The sequence below is a fragment of the Bradyrhizobium sp. 2TAF24 genome, from assembly GCF_052115025.1.
Classification (GTDB): domain Bacteria; phylum Pseudomonadota; class Alphaproteobacteria; order Rhizobiales; family Xanthobacteraceae; genus Bradyrhizobium_A.
Map to the genome: position 1 here is coordinate 21,120 of NZ_JBFRFW010000027.1, position 22,670 is coordinate 43,789.

Sequence of the window (22,670 nt, forward strand, 5' to 3'; positions counted from 1 at the left end):
AACAGGGGAGGATGACGATGGGCAGGAACGGGCGGACGGGATGGCTGGCGGCGGCGCTGCTGCTCGGCGTCAGCGCGGCGCAGGCCGACATCAAGGTCGGCGTCACGGTGAGCGCGTCCGGCCCGGGCGCGGCGCTCGGCCAGCCGCAGATGAAGGCGGTGGCGGCGCTGCCGAGGGACATCGGCGGCGAGAAGGTGACGTATATCGCGCTCGACGACGAGTCCGATCCGACCAAGGCGGCGCAGAACGCCCGCAAGCTGGTGCTCGACGAGAAGGTCGACGTCCTCTTGGGCTCGTCGCTGACGCCGGTGTCGCTACCGCTGCTCGACATCGCAGCCGAGAGCCGCACGCCGCTCCTCACCATGGCAGCCTCCAATGTGCTGGTGGCGCCGGTCGACGACAAGCGGCGCTGGGTGTTCAAGGTGGTGCCCAACGACGACATCATGGCGACGGCGATGCTGACCTACATCGCGAAGTCCGGTGCAAAGACCATCGGTTTCATCGGCTTCTCGGACGCCTATGGCGAGGGCTACTACAAGGTGCTGGCGGAGCTGGCGCCCAGGCTCGGCGTCACCATCGCCGGCAAGGAGGTCTATGCCCGCGGCGACGCCAGCGTCACGGGCCAGGTGCTCAAGATCCTGTCGGCCAAGCCCGACGCGGTGTTCATCGCCGCCGCCGGAACGCCGGCGGTGCTGCCGCAGAAGGCGCTGCGCGAGCGCGGCTACAAGGGGCCGATCTACCAGACCCATGGGGTCGCCACTGACGACTTCATCAAGCTCGGCGGCAGGGATGTCGAGGGCGCGATCTTCGCCGGCGAGGCCTACACTGTCGCCGAAGATCTCGATCCGTCCAGCCCGTTCCACAAGGTGACCGCGGCCTATATCGAGGCCTACCGCAAGAGCCAGAACCAGCCGCCGGTGATCTTCGGCGCTCATGTCTTCGACTCCATGCAACTGGTCGCGAATGCGTTGCCGGCGGCGCTCAAGGCCGGCAAGCCGGGCAGCGCCGAATTCCGCGCCGCGCTGCGCGATGGCCTCGAGCAGACCAGGGACGTCTATCTCAACAACGGCCTCGCCAACATGAGCCCGACCGACCACAACGGCTACGATCAGCGCTCGGCGTTCATCATCAAGGTCGACGGTGGTCGCTTTCGCCTGGTGAAGTAATGGTGTGCCGCCTCTCATGGGGCGTTTGTCTTTGAACTCGTCATTGCCGGGCTTGACCCGGCAATCCAGCTTTTTCTCACACCGACGTCAGCCTAAGCTGGATCACCGGGGCGAGCCCGGTGATGACGCCGTGGGTGAGGAGCGGCCATTGGTTCACACAGTCTCGTCGCCCGGATGAGCGCAGCGATATCCGCGATGCGTCATGCTTCCACCCCGCATATCGCTTCGCTCATGCGGGCTACGCCTCTACGCTGACGCTGTCTGCGAATGGTTTGATCTCAGTGCTCGTCCCACCCACTGTGTCATGGCCGGGCGATCCGTCTTTGACGGGCGCGCGGCGGGCATAGCGGCATCTGGTGTCGTGGCTGCGCGCCGTGATGTAGGGCGCGTACTCATAAATTCGTCGACAGCGCTCGCTAGACGCCCTCAACCTCTATCTATCATCCAGCGGTTCACCGCTTGATGAAAATTAAGCGGGCCAGGAACGGTCATGTGCGTCTTAACGTACCTGAAACCAGCCTTTTGCAGCGCGCGGTTCGATGCCGCATTGAACGCATTGGGCTCGTCCACGCCCTAACTGGAGCGTTCGCGCCGCGCGGGCAGGGACCGGACATCGTGCATCACACTTGCGAGGAACCGAGCTGAATCAGAAAGACGTTGGCGCCGATCTACCCGCTCAGATCAAACTCGCACCAAGTCTATTGTCTAACGACCGGATGCGTCACTTTTTGAACCGGGCCGGCTCGCGTCGGACGGAGGGTAAGGTGAGCTGAAGAGGCAGTCGTGCATCCAGGAGCGATCAGCTTCGTCTGGATCGCCAATATCGGGGTCGAATTTCCATAGATTGGTCACGTGAGACGTTGGCGCATATTCGGACGGATTGGGAGCCTTGTTCCAATGCATATCCAGCTTGCTGCCAACGTCGTCGCTGGCGACAGGGCACTGCTCGCGCGTCGTGGCGTCGCCAGTTGAACACGTCGCGAGGGTCTCTGGCTGGTAATTTTTCAAGACGCTGACAATCCGGTGCTCGGTCATGTGGCCGCTCGCCCACTCCTTTACCGAGCTGCAAATCCTGTCGTTGTGCTGGCGGATGGTGTCGCCCCAGCATTCGTAGGTCCAGCGTCCGTAAGGCGGTGGCTGGAGGACGCAGAAGGTTCGAAAGCCGGCGAATGTGCCGCCGCTGTCTTGCGACGTGATCTTGCGTTCCCGCTCCATCACGTGGATGGGCTCGGCGGTCTGCAAGAAAGCCAGCCGATCGCGCGTCATCTTGAGCAAGATCTCGCGATCATCCGTCTTGTCGTCATTGGCATGTCCAAATCGGTCAGGGCCGGACGAACGTACCTTTAGCCATCGTCGCTGGCTTTTGATCAGGCCATCGCGAAATTCGACGTCCGAGGTTTCGCGCAGGAGCTTGAAATAAGCCGCGCTCATCGTTTCGTCTGCCGTTCTTAATTCCGGTGTCGCGCAGATGAGCTTGTCGATCGGCGAAGACGCCTTTGTGCAGTCGAAGGCGTTTGCGGCGGCCGGGCAGGTCAGAACAAAGACGACAAAAGGCAGGAAGAAAATGGGTTTCATTGCAATCACCGAAAGGAGCTATAATAGAACGATTAGCAGCTCGTGCCTGTGAATGCAGCCGGCGGGAAAATTTGCTGATCTCGGTGCTCCCGTTGCCAGGGCATCGGTGCCAATGGCTATTCATTGCGGGTGAAATAGCCCGCCATGGGCCGGTTCATGGCTTGCGGATATGTCGACCGGTGCTCCATCGATCTTGGCACTCCGAATTCAGGAGCGCGCGGTTCTAGACCGCCACCATGAACTCGACGCCGATGATCGACTCGTCGCGCCACACCAGGCGGCAGCGGGTGATCTTGCGGACGTCCTTGGAGAAGGCGAGATGCATCTTGCCTTTCACCGGCGCCGCATCATGCACCTTGATGCGCGCGCCGCCGCTCGACAGGTCGAGCACGGTGCAGTTGCGCTTGGCGAAGCCGCCGTCGAGCGTCATCCAGGCGTCGTGGTCGGTCTTCACTCTCTTCTTGCGGGCTTCCTTGCGGATCGTGGCCATGGTCGCTGCTCCGTTTCCAGAGCCTTGTCATAGCGGACAACACTTGCGGAAAATTTGAACCAATTGCGACCAGGACGGAACTGCGTTTAACGATTCGATAACCATGATGACCGGCACTACTGGCGTCAGCCGTCGCTGCGCGACGCGGTGTAGGAGCGGCGCAGCAGCGCCAGCACGCTGCCGCCGGTCGCCGTTCCCAGCAGGTAGATCAGGATGACGAGGACGCCGAGCGGCAGCCGCGCGCTGAAGCCGAGGAACGACATGGTGACCATCGCAAGGTTCTGCAGCGCGAAGACGACGGTCACCAGCGCAAACAGCACGATGATGCACAGATGGACCCAGCGCATGGCCGCTCTCCGTTGCCGCGTGGTGACGCGCGCCGCGCGCGTCAGTGATGGCGGCGCAGGCCGAAGCCGAGGCTGATCCAGCTCACGCCGGCGAAGATCAGGTCGATGCCGAGGAACATGCCGAGGATGTACAGGCTTGACACCGGCCAGCGCGCCAGGATCAGAAGGCCGAGCACCGCGGTGATGATGCCTGACACCACGACCCAGCCCCATGGCGTCTGCTCCTTCATGCTGAAGGCGAGCACGATGCGCATGATGCCCGAGGCCACCAGCGAGGCACCGAGGATCAGTGTCAGCAGTGCCGCGGCGAGCAGCGGGTTCTCGAAGGTCACGAAACCGGCGATGACGTAGAGCACGCCCAGCAGCGCCCACAGCAGGAACTTGCCCCAGCTCTTGAACTGGAAGGCGCCGATCACCTCGGCGACGCCGGCGACGATCATCATCGCGCCGACCACCAGCACGCTGGCGACGGTGGCCATCACCACGCTGCCCAGCGCAATGATGCCGGTGATCAGGTAGACGACGCCGAGGGCGACGATCCAGCCCCACTTGGCGCGCAACGGGGCGATCCCGGAGCGCAGGTCGTTCGGTTGCAGGTTGTCGGTTGCGCTGGTCATGACGATCCTCCGATATGAAATGATCCGGATCTACGTCTCAGGGCTCGCCGCGAGACTAGCCAACAAGCCGGATCGGTGACAGAGGGATTTTTTCTCAACAACCCTGTGGTGTGCGATGCGCTGGATCAAAGGCGGCGCCCGCGCCGGCGGGTCACACCCGCATGTGTCGGGGAAGGGATCGCAGGAATCCCCCGCGGCGGTTAGGCTGGCTCTGCTTGGGCGCTCGTCTGGCGGTTCGGGCGAACAGAAGTGGCTTGGCATCTGGCATGCCAGAAGTTAGAATTGTTCAATGGTCGCCGCAGTGAGCCCGTCCCGATGAGCAGCAATGACGTTCATAAAGTCCGCCCCTTCGAACATCCCGGGGAGGGACGGCGGCGGGCCAAGGCGACGCCCAAGGGCCGTCAGGTCGATCCCCAGGCGGCGCACGACATCGCGGAGCTGCTCGGGGAGCGGCCGCGCCGGCGGGATCTCCTGATCGAGCACCTGCACCTGATCCAGGACACCTATCACCAGATTTCCGCCGCCCATCTCGCGGCGCTCGCCGACGAGATGCGCCTGTCGTTCGCCGAGGTGTTCGAGACCGCGACCTTCTATGCCCATTTCGACGTGGTGAAGGAGGGCGATCCCGCGATCCCGCCGCTGACCATTCGGGTCTGCGACTCCCTGACCTGCGCCATGCTCGGCGGCGAGACGCTGCTGCGCCAGTTGCAGGACGCCGCCGGTCCCGGTGTCCGGGTGGTGCGCGCGCCCTGCGTCGGCCGCTGCGACACCGCGCCCGCGGCCGAGGTCGGCCACAACTTCATCGACCATGCGACGGTGGCCAGTGTGCTCGCGGCGGCGAAGGCGGGCGACACCCATGCGCATGTGCCGGCAGCGATCGGCTACGACGCCTATGTCGCTGGCGGAGGCTATCAGACCCTGCAGCGGCTGCGCGCGGGAACGCTGTCGCGCGACGACGTGCTCAAGGTGCTCGATGATGCCAGCCTGCGCGGGCTCGGCGGCGCCGGCTTTCCGACGGGGCGCAAGTGGCGCGCGGTGCTCGGCGAGCCGGGGCCGCGCCTGATGGCGGTCAATGGCGACGAGGGCGAGCCCGGCACCATCAAGGACCGCTACTATCTCGAAACCGATCCGCATCGCTTTCTCGAGGGCATGCTGATCGCGGCCCATGTGGTGGAGGCGGCCGACGTCTACATCTACCTGCGCGACGAATATCCCGCGGCGCGCGCCATCCTGGAGCGTGAGATCGCGCTGCTGCAGCAACACCTGCCCGGCGGCCCGGTGCTGCATATGCGGCGCGGTGCCGGCGCCTATATCTGCGGCGAGGAATCCTCGCTGCTGGAAAGCATCGAGGGCAAGCGCGGCCTGCCCAGGCACAAGCCGCCCTATCCGTTCCAGGTCGGGCTGTTCGGCCTGCCGACGCTGATCAACAATGTCGAGACGCTGTTCTGGGTGCGCGACCTCCTGGAGAAGGGCGCGGCATGGTGGACCTCGCACGGCCGCAACGAGCGCAAGGGGTTGCGCAGCTTCTCGGTGTCGGGACGGGTGAAGACCCCCGGCATGAAGCTCGCGCCCGCCGGCATCACTGTGCGCGAGCTGATCGACGAGTTCTGCGGCGGCATGGCCGAAGGCTACAGCTTCCGCGCCTACCTGCCGGGCGGCGCGTCCGGCGGCATCCTGCCGGCGTCGATGGCCGACATCCCCCTCGATTTCGGCACGCTCGAAAAATACGGCTGCTTCATCGGCTCGGCGGCGATCGTCATCCTGTCCGACAAGGACGATGTCAGGGGCGCCGCGCTCAACCTGATGAAGTTCTTCGAGGACGAGAGCTGCGGCCAGTGCACGCCCTGCCGCGTCGGCACCCAGAAGGCGGCGCTGCTGATGCAGCAGCGGGTCTGGGATCGCGACCTGCTGGAAGAATTGAGCCAGGCGATGCGTGATGCGTCGATCTGCGGCCTTGGTCAGGCGGCCTCCAATCCGCTGACCACGGTGATCAAATACTTTCCTGACGCGTTTGCGCCCAAGGAGGCCGCCGAATGAACAAGGCTCCGAGCAAAACCCCGACCATCGCGTTCGAGCTCGACGGCCACAAGGTCGAGGCGGCGACGGGCGAGACCATCTGGCAGGTCGCCAAGCGTCTCGGCACCGAGATCCCGCACCTCTGCTATTCGCCGCAGCCGGACTACCGCGCCGACGGCAACTGCCGCGCCTGCATGGTGGAGATCGAGGGCGAGCGTGTGCTGGCGGCGTCGTGCAAGCGCACGCCGACGGTCGGCATGAAGGTGCAGAGCGTCAGCAAGCGCGCCGTCGCCGCACAGAAGATGGTGATGGAGCTGCTGGTCGCCGACCAGCCGGCGCGCGAGACCGCCCATGATCCGGACTCGAAATTCTGGCACTGGGCCGACAAGGTCGGCGTCACCGAGAGCCGCTTTCCGGCGGCCGAGCGCTGGGCCGGCGACGCCAGCCATCCGGCGATGCGCGTCAATCTCGATGCTTGCATCCAGTGCGGCCTGTGCGTGCGCGCCTGCCGCGAGGTGCAGGTCAACGACGTCATCGGCATGGCCTACCGCAACCACGACGCCAAGATTGTGTTCGACTTCGATGATCCGATGGGCGAATCCACCTGCGTCGCCTGTGGCGAGTGCGTGCAGGCCTGCCCGACCGGCGCGCTGATGCCATCAGCGCTGCTCGACGACCAGCAGACCCGTGCGGTCTATGCCGACCGCGAGGTCGACTCGCTGTGCCCGTTCTGCGGCGTCGGCTGCCAGGTGACCTATCAGGTCAAGGACGAGAAGGTGATCTACGCGGAAGGCCGCGACGGCCCCGCCAACCACAACCGTCTGTGCGTCAAGGGCCGCTTCGGCTTCGACTACATCCATCACCCGCATCGCCTGACCAAGCCGCTGGTGCGGCTGCCGAACGCGCCGAAGGACGCCAACGACCAGGTCGATCCGGCCAATCCCTTCACCCATTTCCGCGAGGCGACGTGGGAGGAGGCGCTGGACATCGCGGCGAGGGGCCTTGTCAGGATCCGCGACGAGCAGGGCGTCAAGGCGCTCGCCGGATTCGGCTCGGCGAAGGGCTCGAATGAAGAGGCTTACCTGTTCCAGAAGCTGGTGCGCACCGGCTTCGGCTCCAACAACGTCGACCACTGCACGCGGCTGTGCCACGCCTCGTCGGTTGCGGCACTGATGGAAGGCCTCAACTCCGGCGCGGTGTCGGCGCCGTTCGCGGCGGCCATGGACGCCGAGTTCATCCTGGTGATCGGCGCTAACCCCACGGTCAACCATCCGGTGGCGGCGACCTACATCAAGAACGCGGCGAAGCGCGGCGCCAGGCTCGTGGTCGCCGACCCGCGTCGCCAGACGCTGTCGCGCCATGCTTACAAGCATCTGCAATTCAAGCCCGGCAGCGATGTCGCGATGCTCAACGCGATGCTGCACACCATCATCACCGAGGGCCTCACCGACGAGCAGTACATCGCCGGCTATACCGAGGGCTTCGACGAGCTCAAGGAGCGCATCAAGGATTTCCCGCCGGAGAAGATGGAAGCGATCTGCGGCGTGCCCGCCGAGACGCTGAAGGAGGTCGCGCGGCTCTATGCCACCTCGCGCGCCTCGATCATCTTCTGGGGCATGGGCATCAGCCAGCACGTTCACGGCACCGACAACGCGCGCTGCCTGATCGCACTGGCGCTGACCACGGGGCAGGTCGGCCGGCCCGGCACCGGGCTGCATCCGCTGCGCGGCCAGAACAACGTGCAGGGCGCCTCCGATGCTGGCTTGATCCCGATGTTCCTGCCGGACTACCAGCCGGTCGGCCGCACCGATCTGCGCGAGCCGTTCGAGCATCTGTGGCAGCAGGAGCTCGATCCGGTGCGCGGCCTCACCGTGGTCGAGATCATGAACGCGATCCACGACGGCCAGATCAAGGGCATGTACATCGAGGGCGAGAACCCGGCGATGTCGGACCCGGACCTGCAGCATGCGCGCGAGGCGCTCGCCATGCTCGACCATCTCGTGGTGCAGGACCTGTTCGTCACCGAGACCGCGTTCCACGCCGACGTCATCCTGCCGGCCTCGGCGTTCGCCGAGAAGGACGGCTCATTCACCAACACCGACCGCCGCGTGCAACTCGCCCGCCAGGTCGTCAAGCCGCCGGGCGACGCGCGGCAGGATCTCTGGATCATCCAGGAGATCGCGCGGCGCATGGGGCTCGACTGGTCGTATGCCGGCCCCGCCGACGTGTTCTCCGAGATGGCGCAGGTGATGCCGTCGCTGCAGAACATCACCTGGGAGCGCCTGGTGCGCGAGGGCGCGGTGACTTATCCCGTCGACGATCCCACCAAGCCCGGCAACGAGATCATCTTCACCACCGGTTTTCCGACCGCGAGCGGCCGCGGCAAGATCGTGCCGGCCCATGTCGTGCCGCCGGACGAACTGCCGGATGCCGAGTATCCGATGGTGCTGTCCACGGGCCGCGTGCTGGAGCACTGGCACACCGGTTCGATGACGCGGCGTGCCGGCGTGCTCGACCAGATCGAGCCGGAGGCGGTGGCGTTCATGACGCCCAAGGACATGCGGCGCATGAACATCGCGCCCGGCGATTTCATCCGCCTGGAAACGCGGCGCGGCGCCGTCGAGATCAAGGTGCGCTCCGACCGCGACGTGCCGGAGAACATGGTGTTCATGCCGTTCTGCTATGCGGAGGCGGCGGCGAACCTGCTGACCAACCCCGCGCTCGATCCGTTCGGCAAGATTCCGGAATTCAAGTTCTGCGCCGTGCGCGCCGAGCGCGTGCCGATGCGGACGGCGGCGGAGTAGGGACGTCTACTGCAGGGTGCACGCTCTTTTCCTCATCCTGAGGAGGCGCCTCGCGCCGTCTCGAAGGATGAGGCCTCCGCGGTTGCTGCCTGTTCCGGGCCTCATGGTTCGAGACGCGCGTGACGCGCTCCTCACCATGAGGGGATGGGATGGAGCGACGGCGGTGCCCGTAGCCCGGATGAGCGTAGCGACATCCGGGTGAGCCGCGCCGTAGTCCTACGGCAGCGACTGGTCCATGCTCGAAGCGGGGCGGGCGTCGGGGGAGCAGTTGACGAGCCGCGTCGGTACGCCAACCGCGGTGCAGCCGGACGGCACCGAGGCTGTGACCAGCGAGCCGGCGCCGACCTTGGCGTAGTCGCCGATGGCGATCGGTCCCAGCACGATGGCGCCGGCGGCGAGCAGCACGCCGTGGCCGATGCGCGGCGCGCCGCGGGCGTCGATGGCGTGATCCACGGTCACGCCCTGCAGCATCGAGAGGTCGTCGCCGATCACCACGTCCTCGCCGACGGCGATCCCGGTGCCGTGGTCGATGAACGCGCCGCCGCCGATCACGGCGGACGGGTGCAGGCTGACATGCAGCGCGCGCGCCGCCCGCACCGACAGGTCGCGCGCCAGCTCGACGCGGCCATCCAGCCACAGCCGGTGCGCGATGCGATAGGCCTGCAGCGCGAGATAGCCCTTGAAGTGCAGCAGCACATGCAGCGGCCCTGGGCAGGCCGGATCGCGCGCCAGCGGCGCGGCGAGGTCGCGGTGCGCGGTCGGGATCAGCGTGGGATCGCTGCGATAGGCGCCCTTCGCGATCCGGCGAACCATGGCGCGATCGTCGCTGTCGCTGCCGAGCGCCACCGCGATCAGCTGCGCCAGCGCGCCGCCGAGATCGTCGTGGTTGAGGATCGCCTCATGCATCCAGGCCGCGAAGGCGGGCTCGCTGCGCGCGAGCGCCTGCGCGTCATCGCGGATGACGTCCCACAGCGAGGCGTGTTCGGCGGCCCTGGCCAGCGCCATTCTCTAACATCTCCCGGCGGGGGTATCCCGCGGCGCGGGACACTAGTGTGGCGTCGCGCAATTGCCTACCCCGTTTCAGCAAATCTCTCATAGGCAATTGCGAGGCATAAGCCACACCAGCTCTTTGACCTTGCTGGTGTCCTTCATGTCTCCGAATGACCGTGCGAGCTTGCGGCAAATTGGGCGGTCATTCGGAGACAGGACACTAGCACGGTGCGCTGGCCTGCCAACGCTGTTCGCGACGGGCAGCCCTGCGCCGAATTGGGGGCGGCCGGCCACATGGCCTGCACACTTGGCCTGGACACTTCGACCGGACACATGGACTGGACTCATGGGCTTGCCGTCAACACCATGCGATAGTGCCAGGGAGGTAGGATTGAGGATTCGCATGACCACGGCGCACATCCCAGGTTCCGGCGCGACCGGCAGGGCGCCATGACGGGCGTCCAGCGCCAGGCGGTGACACTGACCGGGCTCGACACAGCGCTTGCGCTGCTGCTCGCCGATCTCGCACCGGTTGCACCGATCGAGCTCGATGTCGCCGATGCGCTCGGCAGTGTCGCGGCCGCGATGCCGCCGCTGGCATCGGCGCTGCCGGCGCACAGCATTGCCATGGTCGACGGCTGGGCGCTGCGCGCGGTCGATCTCACCGGCGCGTCCTCCTACACGCCGGTACCGCTGCCGCTGGCGCCGGCCTGGGTCGAGGCCGGCGATCCCCTGCCGCCGGGTTGCGATTGCGTGCTGGATGCGAGCGCGGTCGAGCAGGCCGGGCCGTTGGCGCAGGCGGTGGTGGACGCGCTTCCGGGCGCCGGCGTGCGCCGCCTCGGCGAGGATCTGCCGGCCGGGGCGGATGCGCTTGTCGCAGGCCGTCGCATCGGCGTCGTCGATGAAATGATCGCGCGCCGTGCCGGCCGTGCCGAGGTCAGGGTGCGCCGGCCGCGGGTGCGCATCATCGACGTGCCGGCGGCGGGCGGCAATGCCACCACCATCGGCCTCGTTGCGGCGCAGCTGCGCGGCGCCGGCGCCCAGCTCGATCGCACCGTCGCGGCCGGGCGTGATGTCGCGTCCGTCGGCAAGGCGATCGCCGGCGCGGATTGCGATCTCCTGATCACCGTCGGCGGCACCGGCGCGGGCCGCAACGACGCCGCAGTCACCGCGCTCGCCACCCATGCCACGCTGATCCACGGCCTTGCGCTGCAGCCCGGCCGCACCGCGGCGGTCGGCCGCATCGGCGCGATGCCGGTGGTCGCCGTGCCCGGCGCGCCCGACCAGGCGCTGGCGGTGTGGTGGATGCTGGTGCTGCCGGTGCTCGATCGCCTCAGCGGCCGCACGCTCCGCCGCGCGGCCGTCAAGCCGCTGGTGCGCAAGATCGCCTCGACCGTCGGCATGACCGACCTCGTGCTGCTGCAGGACACGCCGGACGGCTGGCTGCCGCTCGCGATCGGCGACCTGCCGTTGCGTGCGCTCGCCGCCGCCGATGCCTGGCTCGCGGTGCCGGCGGCGAGCGAGGGGTTTGCCACCGGCGCGCCGGTCGGCGGCTATCCCCTGCGCGAAGGGCTGTGACCATGTCCGCCCCCGTCATCCCGCCGCACGGCGCCCGCGACCAGGACCAGTTCCTCACCGTGCTGTCGCGCGAGGACGCGCTGGCACGGTTCGAGGCGGCGCTGTTTCCGCGGCCGCTGCCGCGCGAAACGCGCCCGCTCGCGGCGGCGCTCGGCCTGCCGCTCGCGGCGGATGTCGTCGCGCCGCGTGACGTGCCGCCGTTCGACCGCGCCAATGTCGACGGTTTTGCGATGCGCGCCGCGGACACCGCCGCTGCTGGCGAAGCATCGGCGGTCGTGCTCGCGCTCACCGGCGAGACCATCGCCTGCGGCGTCGCGCCGACCCGTGTGGTGACGTCGGGACAGGCCACCACCATCGCGACCGGCGGCCCTGTGCCGCGCGGTGCCGATGCGGTGATCATGGTCGAGCACACCCAGCCGCACGGCGCCGACGCCATCGAGGCGCGCCGTGCGGCGACGCCGGGGCAGTTCATCGCCTATGCCGGTTCCGATATCGCCGAGCGTGAGACGCTGCTGCGCGCCGGCACGCTCATCGGCTCGCGCGAGATCGGCATGCTGGCGGCGTGCGGCATCGCGGAGGTCGACGTCGTGCGCCGGCCGCGCGTCGCGGTGCTCTCCACCGGCGACGAGCTGGTGCAGCCCGGCGTGCCCCTGCGCCCGGCCGCGATCTACGACACCAACGGCGCCATCGTTACCGCGGCGGTGATCGAGAACGGCGGCGACGCCGTTTTCCTCGGCGCCGTCCCCGACAATGCGGCGGTGCTGGAGGCGGCGCTGCGCGAGGCGGTCGCTGGCTACGACATGGTGATCCTGTCCGGCGGCACCTCGAAGGGTGAGGGCGATCTCTCCCACCGCATCATCGGCAGCCTCGGCGCGCCGGGCATTGTCGCCCATGGTGTCGCGCTCAAGCCTGGCAAGCCGCTGTGCCTTGCGGTGTGCGAGGGCACGCCGGTGGTGGTGCTGCCGGGCTTTCCGACCTCGGCGATGTTCACCTTCCATGACATGATCGTGCCGGTGCTGCGACGGATGGCCGGCCTGCCGCCGCGCACCGATGCGAAGGTCGACGCCGTCGTGCCGGTGCGCATCGCCTCCGAGCTCGGCCGCACCGAGTTCGTCATGGTGTCGCTGGTCGCGGGCGATGCCGGGCTGATCGCCTATCCCTCCGGCAAGGGCTCCGGCGCGATCACGTCGTTCGCGCAGGCCGACGGCTTCCTCAAGATCGACGCGCTCGCCGACCACATGCCGGCGGGAACGGCGACGCAGGTGACGCTGTTCACGCCCCATGTGCGCGTGCCCGATCTTGTCGTGGTCGGCAGCCACTGCACCGGGCTCGACATCGCCACCGCGCCGCTGGCGCGCGCGGGGCTGCTGGTGCGCAGCATCGCGGTCGGCAGCCTCGGCGGCCTCGCGGCGGCGAAACGCGGCGAGTGCGATCTCGCCCCCATTCATTTGTTCGATGACGCCAGCGACAGCTACAACACGCCGTTCCTGACGCCGGGTCTCGACCTGGTGCCGGGCTGGCGGCGCATGCAGGGCCTCGTGTTCCGCCCCGGTGATGCGCGCTTCGAACACCGCACGCCGCAGGCGGCGGTCGCCGCGGCACTCGCCGATCCGTCATGCCTGATGGTCAACCGCAACCAGGGCGCGGGCACGCGCATCCTCATCGACCGCCTGCTCGGTGGCGCACGGCCGGACGGCTACTGGAACCAGCCGCGCTCGCACAATGCGGTCGCCGCCGCGGTGGCGCAGGGCCGCGCCGACTGGGGCGTCACCATCGCGCCGGTGGCGAGGGCGGCCGGGCTCGGGTTCATCGCACTGGCGGAAGAGCATTACGACTTCGCGCTGGTCGCGGCACGCCGGCCGCGCGCGCCGGTGCAGGCGTTTCTTGCGGCGCTCGCGGCGGAGCAGACGCGGCAGGCCCTGCGCGACGCCGGCTTCACGCCGGCATGACGATGGCGGCGTCAGTGTGGATTGCGGGTGGCGAGATGTTCGGCGGCGTCGAGGTCGTCGGTGGTGTTGGCGTTGAAGAACGGGTCGAGCGGCACGTCGAGCCAGTCGACCACGGCAAGCTTGTAGCGCGCGGTGAAGCGATGCACCGCGCGGCACTCGTCGACCATCAGCGCGTGGCGCAGCTCGCCGCGCAGCGACACGTTCCACAATCCGATGGTGTGATGGGTCTGTCCGCCGGATGCCGCGACCGCGATCTGCGCATTCTGCTCGCGCCGCCCGCGGTGCAGCCGCGCCACCAGGTCGCGCGGCAGGAACGGGCAGTCGCCGGCCGCGCTCAGCATCCAGGTCACGCCGGGCTGGTTGGCCGCCACCCAGTCGAGGCCGGCGAGGATGCCGGCGAGCGGTCCCGGAAAGTCGGAGATGGTGTCGGCCACCACCGGGCGCTCGAACGGCGCGAAGCGCCGGGGATCGCCGTTGGCGTTGATGACGAGGCCGGCACATTGCGGATCGAGCCGCTCGATGACGCGGTCGAGGATGGTGCGGCCGCCGATGGTGCGCATCGGTTTATCGCCGCCGCCCATGCGGCGGGCGAGGCCACCGGCGAGAACCACGCCGGGCGTTGGTGGGAAGTCCGCCATGAAGTCCGCCATGGCGATTGATAGAACCTTGCCGGCGGCCTTTGCAATGGCCTTATTCCGCCGGTGTGATCCGCCAAAAGAGGGAAGGGAAAGGTGCAGCGTGCGACGGCTTCTCCGGGGGCTTGTGGAACCCGGCGTTATCGTGTTGCGTCCGGCATGGACATCCGCAGGTGTGTGCTCCGGATCGTCTTCAACGTGAGCGATTGAGGCAGGTGCAGGCATGAGAGTGGTCGGACTGGCGGGCTGGAGCGGGGCGGGCAAGACGACGCTGTTGACGCGCCTGATCCCGCATCTGGTCGCGCAGGGCCTGACGGTTTCGACCATCAAGCACGCCCATCATGCGTTCGATGTCGACGTGCCCGGCAAGGATTCCTGGCAGCACCGGCAGGCCGGCGCGAGCGAGGTGCTGGTGTCGTCAGCCCGGCGCTGGGCGCTGATGCACGAGCTGCGCGGCGCCGACGAGCCGCCGCTCGGCGCCCTCCTGCAGAAGATGTCGCCGGTCGATCTCGTGATCGTCGAAGGCTTCAAGGCGGCGCCGCATCGCAAGATCGAGGTGCACCGTGCCGGCAACGGCAAGGGGTTTCTGTTTCCCGATGATCCCGGAATTGCCGGCATTGCAACCGACGCGGCCGTGGAGACCAACTTGCCCGTGGCGCATCTCGACGACATCGTTGCCGTCGCTAGGCTGATCGAGCGATCAGCAATGCCGATCGCGGATGTGCTGGCCGGAAGAAGTCCGGACCTGTTAGACTAGGGGCATGGCACAGCTGTCGCAGGATTGTTTCGCTTTCGGCGGACCGATGCTCTCGGTCGACGACGCCGTGGCGCTGATCGCGGCGCGGGTCACGCCGGTGGCGGATACCGAGACGGTCGCGCTCAGCGCTGCCGATGGGCGGACGCTGGCTGCCGACGTGATCGCACCGCTGCCGCTGCCGCCCTTCACCAATTCCGCCGTCGATGGTTACGCCGTGGCGAGCCGCGATCTGCCGGTGACCGAGGCGCAGGCGCTTGCGGTCGCGGGACGGGTGGCCGCCGGCGGCACCGCGCCCGATCAGGTGGCGGCGCGACATGCGGTGCGCATCTTCACCGGCGCGCCGATGCCGCAGGGCACCGACACCGTGTTCATGCAGGAGGACGTGCAGCTCGACGCGGAGGGCCGCGTGGTACTGCCGCCCGGGCTCAAGGCGGGCGCCAATGTGCGCCCCGCCGGCGAGGACATCGCCGCGGGGGCCGTGGGAGTGCGCGCCGGCACGCGGCTGCGGCCGCAGGATGTCGCAGTGATCGCCGCGTTCGGCCTCACGCACGTCACCGTGCGCCGGCGCATCCGCGTCGCACTGCTGTCCACCGGCGACGAGGTGGTGGCGCCGGGCGCGTCGCGCGGCGCGGCGCAGCTCTATGATTCCAACCGCGCCATGCTGGCGGCGCTGCTCCGGCGGCTCGGCTGCACCGTGAACGATCTCGGCATCGTCGGCGACGATGCCACAGCGCTTGCCGCGGCGCTCGCGGCGGCGGCCGCGCACAACGACCTCATCGTCACCTCCGGCGGCGTCTCGACCGGCGAGGAGGACCATGTCAGGGCGGGACTGGAGAGCGTCGGCAATCTCGTGCTGTGGCGCATGGCGATCAAGCCCGGGCGGCCGGTGGCGATGGGTGTCATCGAGGGCGCGGCGCTGATCGGCCTGCCGGGCAATCCGGTGGCAAGCTATGTCACCTTCGTCCATGTCGTGCAGCCGGCGATCGCGGCGCTGTCGGGCGGGGTGTGGCGCAGGCCGATGGCCATGCCGGTGCGCGCGGCGTTCGCCTATCGCAAGAAGGGCGGTCGGCGCGAATACGTCCGCGTCCACCTGCGGCGTGGTGACGACGGTGTGCTGGAGGCGGTGAAGTTTCCTCGCGAGGGCGCGGGGCTGCTGTCGTCGCTGGTCGAGACCGATGGTCTCGTCGAGCTCAGCGAGGATGTCACTGAGGTCGCGCCCGGCGATATCGTCGGCTTCCTGGCCTACGCGACGCTGACCTGACGGCCGACGCGGTTCGGTCACGGCCGTCACGAAGGAATGGTATTCCGCTTCTCTCCGTCATGGCCGGGCGGCGCGACTCTGAGGCTGGAATCTCCTGGGCTGTGCTTGTGATGCCTGGGTGCTGATGCGCCGTCTTGCAGCTCCTTCAGCTCGCCCAGGCTGGCAGGGTGACATTGAAGGCGTCGCGTCCGGCGTAAATCGCCTCCGTGCCCAGCTCGCGGGCGATGCGCAGCAGGCGGTTGTACTTGGCGGTGCGGTCGGAGCGCGACAGCGACCCCGTCTTGATCTGGCCGCAGCCGGTGGCGACCGCGAGGTCAGCCACCGTGGTGTCCTCGGTCTCGCCGGAGCGGTGCGACATCACGACGGTGTAGCCGGCGCGGTGCGCGCGCGTCACGGTGTCCAGCGCTTCCGTCAGCGTGCCGATCTGGTTGACCTTGACGAGGATCGAGTTGGCGATGCCGTCGCGGATGCCGGCGGCGAGCAGCGCGGTGTTGGTGCAGAACACGTCGTCGCCGGTGAGCTGGCAGGTCTTGCCGAGCGCGTCGGTGACGAGCTTCCACCCGGTGTGGTCGTCCTCCGCCGTCGGGTCCTCGATCGAGCACACCGGATACTGCCGCACGAGATCGACGAGGTACTGCACATGCGTCTCGACCGATCGCACGATCTTCTCGCCCTTGTAGTGATACGCGCCGTCCGTGAAGAACTCCGACGACGCCGGATCGATGACGAGGGCGATGTCGGCGCCCGGACGATAGCCGGCCTTGACGATCGCGGTCATGATCAGCTCGATGGCCTCATGGGCGTTGCGCACGTTGGGCGCGAAGCCGCCTTCGTCGCCGACATTGGTCTGGTGGCCGGCGCGCGTCAGTTCGCCCTTGAGGGTGTGGAACACCTCCGCGCCCATCCGCACGGCCTCGGCGAAGTCCGGCGCGCCGAGCGGCATGATCATGAACTCCTGGAAGTCGAGCGGATTGTCGGCATGGGCGCCGCCATTGATGATGTTCATGCCCGGCGCCGGCAGCCGCCGCGCCGTGGTGCCGCCGAGATAACGATAGAGCGGCAGCGCGCGCGCCGCGGCGGCGGCTTTGGCCACCGCGAGCGACACGCCGAGAATTGCATTGGCGCCGAGACGGCTCTTGTTGGCGGTGCCGTCGAACGCGATCATCGCCTGATCGATGCGGCTCTGGGCGAGGGCGTCGAACCCACGCAACGCATCGCGGATCTCGCCGTTGACCGCGCCGGCGGCCTTGAGCACGCCGCGTCCGAGATAGCGCGCCCCGCCGTCACGCAGCTCGTGGGCCTCGTTCCGGCCGGTCGAAGCGCCTGATGGCACCGCGGCGCGGCCACGGGCGCCGCCATCGAGCGTGACCTCGACCTCGATGGTGGGATTGCCGCGGCTGTCGAGAATCTCGCTGCCGACGATGTCGATGATGGCTGTCATGGGGCTCCTGGGAAAATCGGGCGTGCAGGATCGTCAGCGCCGCGGGCGGCTCTGTGATCAGAATGCACAATGTGGGCCTGCGGGCGGCCGAGGCGGGAAGCGCGCCGTCGCGTCGCAAGCGGATGGATGCATGTTCTTACGAATGGCCGGGTGGATTGGCTATCGAGTTCGGCTGATGTATCTGTGAGCAAAATTCACAGATGAGGCCGCCATGTCCCGCCGCCTGCCGCCGCTGTCCGCCCTGCGCGCCTTCGAGGCGACTGCACGCCTGGGATCGGTGACGCGCGCCGCCGACGAGCTCGGCCGCACCCATGGTGCGGTCAGCCGCCAGATCCGCGCGCTGCAGGACCATGCCGGCGGCGCGCTGTTCGACAAGGCCGGCACCGGGCTGCGGCTCAACCATCAGGGCGAGGCACTGCGGCTGGTGGTGGCGCAGGCGCTCGACCAGCTCGAGCAGGGCTGGCTGCGGGTGCTGGACGAAGCACGCGGTGCTAGCGTCCATGTCGCCTGCAGCGCGACGTTCGCGATGCGCTGGCTGGTGCCGCATCTGCCTGGCTTCTATCGCGGGCATCCCGATGTGAAGGTGCGCCTGTCGATGACGTCGGCGCGCGAGATCCGCCATCAGGGCGCCGATCTCGTGATCGCCTGGGACCGTCTGTCCTATCCCGGGCGCGATCAGGCGCGCGCGATCCGGCTCTCGGATGTGGCGTTCGGGCCGGTCTGCGCTCCCCGCTACAAGGCCGCGGTCCGGCAACGGCGGCTCGTGTGTGCAACACGGATCGTGCACGAGCATACCTCGCGCGCCTGGACGGTGTGGCAGGACAACAGCGGTCATGTCGTGAAGACCGAGGCGGAACTGAGCTTCCCGCACACCCATCTGTGCATCGAGGCGGCGCTGTCGGGCCTCGGCGTCGCGCTGGTCGAGCGGCGCATGGTCGCCGACGACCTTGCGGCGGGGCGGCTGATCGCGCCCTGCGGCTTCGTGCCGTTCGCCGATGGTCTCGCAGCGGTGCCCGCGTCCGAGCGCGCGGCGTCGCCGGCTGCGCGTGCCTTTGTGGCATGGATCACGCGGGAGCTTGCGGCAAGCGATGCCGGCCGTGATGCGCGGTGCTGAGCATGATCGATAGCGGCATAGGCGGTGAACGATCGCGGCGGCGCGAATGCACCCGGCTTGGCGCGCGACGCCATGCACAGGGACATTGTCGGCGGATTTGCCCCTGGCGTGTCGATATGACAGGTTGCGCCCCGCCGCGCCCCCGGCGACCTGCCCAGTCTCCCGGCATATGGGATGGGCAGGGCGCGTTAATTTTAATCTTAAAACAAATCGCGGATTGCGCTACAGTGAGGAAAGTTCGGGAGGAGAGCGGATGGTGAAACCGACGGTCCTGATGACGACGGTCCTGATGATATTGGGCCCGATGACGGCAGGCTTGCCGACCGGCGAGGGGCGCCTATGAGGCCGGTGCCGCTGCGTCAGGATGTTCCGCCTCCGGCCGCGGCGCCTGCGCCCGCGATGATCGAGATCGCCGGCGTCTCCCAGAGCTTCCAGACCGCGGGGCGCAAGAGCCACCTCGCGCTGTCCGACATCTCGCTGTCGATCGCCGAGGGGGCCTTCGTCTCCATTCTCGGGCCGTCGGGCTGCGGCAAATCGACCTTGCTTTATATTGTCGGCGGCTTCGTCAAGCCGACCGCCGGCACCGTCAAGGTGAGAGAGCGCCTGATCACCGGCCCCGGGCCGGATCGCGGCCCGGTGTTCCAGGAGTTCGCGCTGTTTCCGTGGAAGACGGTGCTCGGCAATGTCACGTACGGCCTGCGTCAGCAGGGCGTCGGACGGGCCGAGGCCGAGGAGCGCGCGCGCCGCCTCATCGGCATGGTGGGCCTGAAGGGCTATGAGAATTTCTACCCCAAGGAATTGTCCGGCGGCATGAAGCAGCGCGTGGCGATTGCTCGCACGCTCGCCTACAACCCTGCCGTGCTGCTGATGGACGAGCCGTTCGGCGCGCTCGACGCCCATACCCGCACCCGGTTGCAGAACGACCTGCTCGATATCTGGGAGCGCGACCGCAAGACCGTGCTGTTCGTCACCCATGCGGTCGACGAGGCGGTCTACCTCTCCGACAAGGTGGTGGTGATGACCCGCTCGCCGGGACGCATCAAGCAGGTGATCGACATCGACCTGCCGCGGCCGCGCCGCCGCGCCGAGCTGCTGCTCGACCCGCGCTACCAGAAGTACATCGTCGACATCGAGCGCCTGATCGAGGACGCCCCCGAAGACGAGCTGCACGCATGAGCGCGGCCACCGACCCGCGCCGGGTCTGGATCGCGCGCCTCGCGCCGGCCGCCGCCTGCCTCGGCCTCTTGGTGGTGTGGCAGATCGGTGCACTGCTGCTCGCCACCGACAGCGTGCCGTCGGCGCTCGACGCGCTGCGCGCCGTGCCCGGCCTGCTCGGCGACCGCGAGACGCTCGTCAACATTCTCGATTCGATCCGCCGCATGGTGATCGGGCTCGGCGCAGCGGTCGTCGTCGGCATCCCGCTCGGCCTCGCCATGGGCCGCGTCGACGCGGTGGCCTCGTTCTTCAATCCGCTGCTGATGGTGACCTATCCGGTGCCCAAGGCGGCGTTGATGCCGATCATCATGCTGTGGCTCGGCGTCGGCGACCTGTCGAAGACGCTGGTGATCTTCCTCGCGGTGACCTTGCCGATCATCTACCACAGCTTCCAGGGCGCCCGCGCCGTGGAGGAAAAAATGATCTGGTCGGGCGCGGCGATGGGCATGTCGGGGCTGCAGCGCATGCTGCGCGTGGTGCTGCCGGCGGCGCTGCCGGAGATTCTCGCCGGCTGCCGCACCGGCCTCGTGCTGGCGCTGATCACCATGGTCACCAGCGAGATGATCGCGCGCAAATCGGGTGCCGGCAACATCCTGTTCAATGCCCTCGACATGGGGCAGTACGATACCGTGTTCGGCATGATCATCATCATCGGCGCGCTCGGCATCGTGCTCGATGCGGCGTTCGACGCGCTGCGCCGCTCGCTGGTCGCCTGGTCGGAGACGGCGCGCGAAGACCTGCCGTTGAGCTTCACATGAAGGCGCAGGGCATCGCGCGCGACGTCGCGCTCGGCATCATCCCCATCGCGCTGCTGCTGGCGCTGTGGCAGGCCATTGTCGCCTTCGGCTACGCGCCGCAGGCGCTGCTGCCGCCGCCGACCCTGGTGTTCACCCGCCTCATCGCGCAGCTGACCTCCGGCGGCGACTTCCTGGCGCAGGCCAGCGCGACGCTGCTGCGGCTGTTCGTCGGCTTCTCCGTCGCGGTGATCCTCGGCGTCGGCATCGGCCTGTCGGCCGCTGTCAACCGCACGGTCGGTGCGGTGGTGCGGCCGATCGTGCGCGTGCTGGCGCCGGTGCCCAAGGTTGCGCTTTATCCGGCGCTGCTGCTGCTGCTCGGCTTCGACCATGCCTCGAAGATCGCACTCGTCGCCGCCGATGCGCTGTTTCCGATCCTGCTGTCGACCTACTACGGCGCCACCATGGTCGAGCAGAAGCTGGTGTGGTCGGCGCTCGCCGCCGGCACCAGGCCGCACCAGATCCTGTTCAAGGTGGTGCTGCCCGCCGCGCTGCCGTCGATCCTGACCGGCTGCCGCATCGGCCTCGTCATCTCCTGCATCGTCGTGTTCCTCGCCGAGATGATCTCCTCGACCGACGGCCTCGGCTACCTGCTGGTGCGCGCCTCGCGCAGCTTCCTGACCGTGGACATGTTCGTGCCGCTGATCTCGATCTCACTGCTTGGCCTCGCGCTCAACGGCCTGCTGTATGGCGCGCGCAAGGTGCTGCTGCGCGGCTTCCCGGATGCATGACGACGATCATGCGACAGGCCGGCGGTCGCGACACGAAATTGCTGGTTGCCGGGCCATTTGAAGCATGAAACACTCGCTGCCTCGCGAGGGGCGGGCAGCTCGAAGACAGCACTTCTGATGAACAGCGTGATCAAAGGCACGTCTGAGAACAAGGGTTGAGGGGATGAACATGCGCGACACCGTCAGAGGCATCATCATCGCGGCGTCGGCCGCCTGCGCCATCGCCGGCGCGACAGCGGCGTCGGCACAGCAGACCATCCGTGTCGGCTGGACCATTCCCGCGGAGGAATCCAAGTACTGGATGATGCGCCGGCCGGACAAATTCCCCGACCTCGGCAAGAAGTACAACATCGAGTGGACCCAGTTTCAGGGCACGTCGCCGATGACCCAGGCGCTCGCCGCCGGCGCGCTCGACTGCGCGACGCAGGGCGTGCTGTCGCTTGCCAACGGCGCCGTCAACGGCGGGCTGAAGGCCTACATCGTCGCCCAGCACGTCTATGAGAAGCCCGGCGGCTTCTCGGTGTACTGGGCGGTGAAGGACGATTCCCCGATCAAGACCGTCGCCGATCTCAAGGGCAAGACCATCGGCATTTCGGTGCTCGGCGGCGGCACCTACGGGCCGTTCGCGATGATCCTCAAGAAGGCGGGCGTCGATCCGGAGAAGGACATCAAGCTGGTCGAGGTCGGCTTCGCCGTGTCCGAGGACGCGCTGCGCCAGGGCCGCGTCGACGCCGTCAACATGAACCAGCCGTTCGCCGCGCGCGCCGAGGCCAAGGGCGGCATGCACAAGCTGTTCGCGCTGTCGGAGGCGATGCCCAACATCGTCCACATCCTCGAGGCCTGCCGTGCCGACTTCGTCGACAAGAACCCGGATCTGGTGAAGGCCTATGTCGCCGACATCACCCGCGGCATGAAGATGGCGCTCGCCGATCGCGAGGAGACCATCAAGGTGGTGTCCGAGGTGATCAAGGCGCCGCCGGCGGTGCTCGAAACCTATCTGCTGAAGAACAACGATTTCGGCCGCGACCCCGGCGCCGCGCCGAACTTCGAGGCGATCCAGGCGATGCTCGACATCTATGCCGCCACCGGCATGCTGCCGAAGATGAATGTCGGCCAGTTCCAGCACGCCACCATCGTCGCGCCGATCAACTGAGCGCGTTGAGATCGTATCGGCCGCCGCAGCCCCGCGC

The 22,670-nt window shown here is 67.9% G+C and carries 19 protein-coding genes; 12 read left to right on the top strand and 7 right to left on the bottom strand.

From position 1 onward, the window contains the following. Positions 1 to 17 precede the first annotated feature (17 nt). On the top strand, positions 18 to 1,166 hold the full coding sequence (locus AB4Z37_RS29675) for an ABC transporter substrate-binding protein (protein ID WP_441520312.1): 1,149 nt from the start codon (positions 18 to 20) through the stop codon (positions 1,164 to 1,166). A 705-nt stretch (positions 1,167 to 1,871) separates the two neighbouring features. Here the strand turns inward: AB4Z37_RS29675 and AB4Z37_RS29680 are convergent. From AB4Z37_RS29680 to AB4Z37_RS29695, 4 genes are all read right to left on the bottom strand, one after another. Beyond that, positions 1,872 to 2,741 (bottom strand): lysozyme inhibitor LprI family protein, encoded by an 870-nt coding sequence (locus tag AB4Z37_RS29680; protein WP_441520313.1) that lies wholly within the window; start codon positions 2,739 to 2,741, stop codon positions 1,872 to 1,874. A gap of 223 nt (positions 2,742 to 2,964) precedes the next feature. Continuing rightward, positions 2,965 to 3,231, bottom strand: coding sequence for a PilZ domain-containing protein (locus AB4Z37_RS29685; protein WP_441520314.1), 267 nt, complete (start codon positions 3,229 to 3,231; stop codon positions 2,965 to 2,967). Positions 3,232 to 3,356: 125 nt separating this feature from the next. Next, positions 3,357 to 3,578 carry a hypothetical protein gene (locus AB4Z37_RS29690; protein ID WP_441520315.1) on the bottom strand — a complete coding sequence of 74 codons (222 nt, stop codon included), beginning with the start codon at positions 3,576 to 3,578 and terminating at the stop codon, positions 3,357 to 3,359. A 41-nt stretch (positions 3,579 to 3,619) separates the two neighbouring features. Then, positions 3,620 to 4,195: an HdeD family acid-resistance protein gene (locus AB4Z37_RS29695; RefSeq protein WP_441520316.1), complete on the bottom strand. Its 576-nt coding sequence runs from the start codon at positions 4,193 to 4,195 to the stop codon at positions 3,620 to 3,622. 315 nt (positions 4,196 to 4,510) lie between these two features. Between AB4Z37_RS29695 and AB4Z37_RS29700 the strand changes: the two genes are divergently transcribed. Together AB4Z37_RS29700 and fdhF are read left to right on the top strand one after the other, a co-directional pair. Then, on the top strand, positions 4,511 to 6,232 hold the full coding sequence (locus AB4Z37_RS29700; protein ID WP_441520317.1) for an NADH-ubiquinone oxidoreductase-F iron-sulfur binding region domain-containing protein: 1,722 nt from the start codon (positions 4,511 to 4,513) through the stop codon (positions 6,230 to 6,232). Continuing rightward, positions 6,229 to 9,015, top strand: a complete 2,787-nt coding sequence (gene fdhF, locus AB4Z37_RS29705; RefSeq protein WP_441520318.1) for a formate dehydrogenase subunit alpha — start codon at positions 6,229 to 6,231, stop codon at positions 9,013 to 9,015. The genes AB4Z37_RS29700 and fdhF overlap by 4 nt, the downstream gene beginning before the upstream one ends. Positions 9,016 to 9,231: 216 nt before the next feature. Here fdhF and AB4Z37_RS29710 read toward each other — a convergent pair whose 3' ends face one another. Beyond that, the gene (locus AB4Z37_RS29710) at positions 9,232 to 10,020 is read right to left on the bottom strand and encodes a serine O-acetyltransferase (protein WP_441520319.1); all 789 of its coding nucleotides are present in this window, start codon (positions 10,018 to 10,020) and stop codon (positions 9,232 to 9,234) included. 435 nt (positions 10,021 to 10,455) lie between these two features. Here AB4Z37_RS29710 and AB4Z37_RS29715 point away from each other — a divergent pair, with 435 nt between their 5' ends. Both AB4Z37_RS29715 and AB4Z37_RS29720 read left to right on the top strand, forming a co-directional pair. Further along, complete coding sequence (locus tag AB4Z37_RS29715; RefSeq protein ID WP_441520320.1) at positions 10,456 to 11,583, top strand: molybdopterin-binding protein; 1,128 nt, start codon at positions 10,456 to 10,458, stop codon at positions 11,581 to 11,583. A 2-nt stretch (positions 11,584 to 11,585) separates the two neighbouring features. Further along, entirely contained in the window at positions 11,586 to 13,532 is a 1,947-nt protein-coding gene (locus AB4Z37_RS29720) for a molybdopterin biosynthesis protein (protein WP_441520321.1), read from the top strand. 11 nt (positions 13,533 to 13,543) lie between these two features. On the opposite strand, the gene mobA is transcribed toward AB4Z37_RS29720, so the two are convergent. Further along, positions 13,544 to 14,170, bottom strand: a complete 627-nt coding sequence (gene mobA / locus AB4Z37_RS29725) for a molybdenum cofactor guanylyltransferase MobA (RefSeq protein WP_441520322.1) — start codon at positions 14,168 to 14,170, stop codon at positions 13,544 to 13,546. A gap of 220 nt (positions 14,171 to 14,390) precedes the next feature. On the opposite strand from mobA, the gene mobB reads away from it, so the two are divergent. Both mobB and AB4Z37_RS29735 read left to right on the top strand, forming a co-directional pair. Beyond that, entirely contained in the window at positions 14,391 to 14,924 is a 534-nt protein-coding gene (gene mobB, locus AB4Z37_RS29730) for a molybdopterin-guanine dinucleotide biosynthesis protein B (RefSeq protein WP_441520323.1), read from the top strand. A gap of 4 nt (positions 14,925 to 14,928) precedes the next feature. After that, a complete protein-coding gene (locus tag AB4Z37_RS29735; protein ID WP_441520324.1) occupies positions 14,929 to 16,185 on the top strand; it encodes a molybdopterin molybdotransferase MoeA in 1,257 nt (418 codons plus the stop codon). A gap of 145 nt (positions 16,186 to 16,330) precedes the next feature. Here the strand turns inward: AB4Z37_RS29735 and eno are convergent, their stop codons facing one another. Then, positions 16,331 to 17,626 carry a phosphopyruvate hydratase gene (gene eno, locus AB4Z37_RS29740; protein ID WP_441520325.1) on the bottom strand — a complete coding sequence of 432 codons (1,296 nt, stop codon included), beginning with the start codon at positions 17,624 to 17,626 and terminating at the stop codon, positions 16,331 to 16,333. Positions 17,627 to 17,837: 211 nt separating this feature from the next. On the opposite strand from eno, the gene AB4Z37_RS29745 reads away from it, so the two are divergent. From AB4Z37_RS29745 to AB4Z37_RS29765, 5 genes are all read left to right on the top strand, one after another. Beyond that, a complete protein-coding gene (locus tag AB4Z37_RS29745) occupies positions 17,838 to 18,740 on the top strand; it encodes a LysR substrate-binding domain-containing protein (RefSeq protein WP_441520326.1) in 903 nt (300 codons plus the stop codon). A 339-nt stretch (positions 18,741 to 19,079) separates the two neighbouring features. Beyond that, a complete protein-coding gene (locus AB4Z37_RS29750) occupies positions 19,080 to 19,916 on the top strand; it encodes an ABC transporter ATP-binding protein (protein WP_441520327.1) in 837 nt (278 codons plus the stop codon). Then, on the top strand, positions 19,913 to 20,713 hold the full coding sequence (locus AB4Z37_RS29755; RefSeq protein ID WP_441520328.1) for an ABC transporter permease: 801 nt from the start codon (positions 19,913 to 19,915) through the stop codon (positions 20,711 to 20,713). The genes AB4Z37_RS29750 and AB4Z37_RS29755 overlap by 4 nt, the downstream gene beginning before the upstream one ends. Next, positions 20,710 to 21,480 (top strand): ABC transporter permease, encoded by a 771-nt coding sequence (locus AB4Z37_RS29760; RefSeq protein WP_441520329.1) that lies wholly within the window; start codon positions 20,710 to 20,712, stop codon positions 21,478 to 21,480. Before AB4Z37_RS29755 ends, AB4Z37_RS29760 begins: the two co-directional genes overlap by 4 nt. Positions 21,481 to 21,649: 169 nt before the next feature. Further along, entirely contained in the window at positions 21,650 to 22,633 is a 984-nt protein-coding gene (locus tag AB4Z37_RS29765; RefSeq protein WP_441520330.1) for an ABC transporter substrate-binding protein, read from the top strand. Positions 22,634 to 22,670 lie beyond the last annotated feature (37 nt).

Coding starts and splice junctions, on each gene's coding strand:
- AB4Z37_RS29675 (WP_441520312.1), top strand. CDS start 18: ATGGGCAGGAACGGGCGGACGGGATGGCTGGCGGCGGCGCTGCTGCTC.
- AB4Z37_RS29680 (WP_441520313.1), bottom strand. CDS start 2,741: ATGAAACCCATTTTCTTCCTGCCTTTTGTCGTCTTTGTTCTGACCTGC.
- AB4Z37_RS29685 (WP_441520314.1), bottom strand. CDS start 3,231: ATGGCCACGATCCGCAAGGAAGCCCGCAAGAAGAGAGTGAAGACCGAC.
- AB4Z37_RS29690 (WP_441520315.1), bottom strand. CDS start 3,578: ATGCGCTGGGTCCATCTGTGCATCATCGTGCTGTTTGCGCTGGTGACC.
- AB4Z37_RS29695 (WP_441520316.1), bottom strand. CDS start 4,195: ATGACCAGCGCAACCGACAACCTGCAACCGAACGACCTGCGCTCCGGG.
- AB4Z37_RS29700 (WP_441520317.1), top strand. CDS start 4,511: ATGAGCAGCAATGACGTTCATAAAGTCCGCCCCTTCGAACATCCCGGG.
- fdhF (WP_441520318.1), top strand. CDS start 6,229: ATGAACAAGGCTCCGAGCAAAACCCCGACCATCGCGTTCGAGCTCGAC.
- AB4Z37_RS29710 (WP_441520319.1), bottom strand. CDS start 10,020: ATGGCGCTGGCCAGGGCCGCCGAACACGCCTCGCTGTGGGACGTCATC.
- AB4Z37_RS29715 (WP_441520320.1), top strand. CDS start 10,456: ATGACGGGCGTCCAGCGCCAGGCGGTGACACTGACCGGGCTCGACACA.
- AB4Z37_RS29720 (WP_441520321.1), top strand. CDS start 11,586: ATGTCCGCCCCCGTCATCCCGCCGCACGGCGCCCGCGACCAGGACCAG.
- mobA (WP_441520322.1), bottom strand. CDS start 14,170: ATGGCGGACTTCCCACCAACGCCCGGCGTGGTTCTCGCCGGTGGCCTC.
- mobB (WP_441520323.1), top strand. CDS start 14,391: ATGAGAGTGGTCGGACTGGCGGGCTGGAGCGGGGCGGGCAAGACGACG.
- AB4Z37_RS29735 (WP_441520324.1), top strand. CDS start 14,929: ATGGCACAGCTGTCGCAGGATTGTTTCGCTTTCGGCGGACCGATGCTC.
- eno (WP_441520325.1), bottom strand. CDS start 17,626: ATGACAGCCATCATCGACATCGTCGGCAGCGAGATTCTCGACAGCCGC.
- AB4Z37_RS29745 (WP_441520326.1), top strand. CDS start 17,838: ATGTCCCGCCGCCTGCCGCCGCTGTCCGCCCTGCGCGCCTTCGAGGCG.
- AB4Z37_RS29750 (WP_441520327.1), top strand. CDS start 19,080: ATGAGGCCGGTGCCGCTGCGTCAGGATGTTCCGCCTCCGGCCGCGGCG.
- AB4Z37_RS29755 (WP_441520328.1), top strand. CDS start 19,913: ATGAGCGCGGCCACCGACCCGCGCCGGGTCTGGATCGCGCGCCTCGCG.
- AB4Z37_RS29760 (WP_441520329.1), top strand. CDS start 20,710: ATGAAGGCGCAGGGCATCGCGCGCGACGTCGCGCTCGGCATCATCCCC.
- AB4Z37_RS29765 (WP_441520330.1), top strand. CDS start 21,650: ATGCGCGACACCGTCAGAGGCATCATCATCGCGGCGTCGGCCGCCTGC.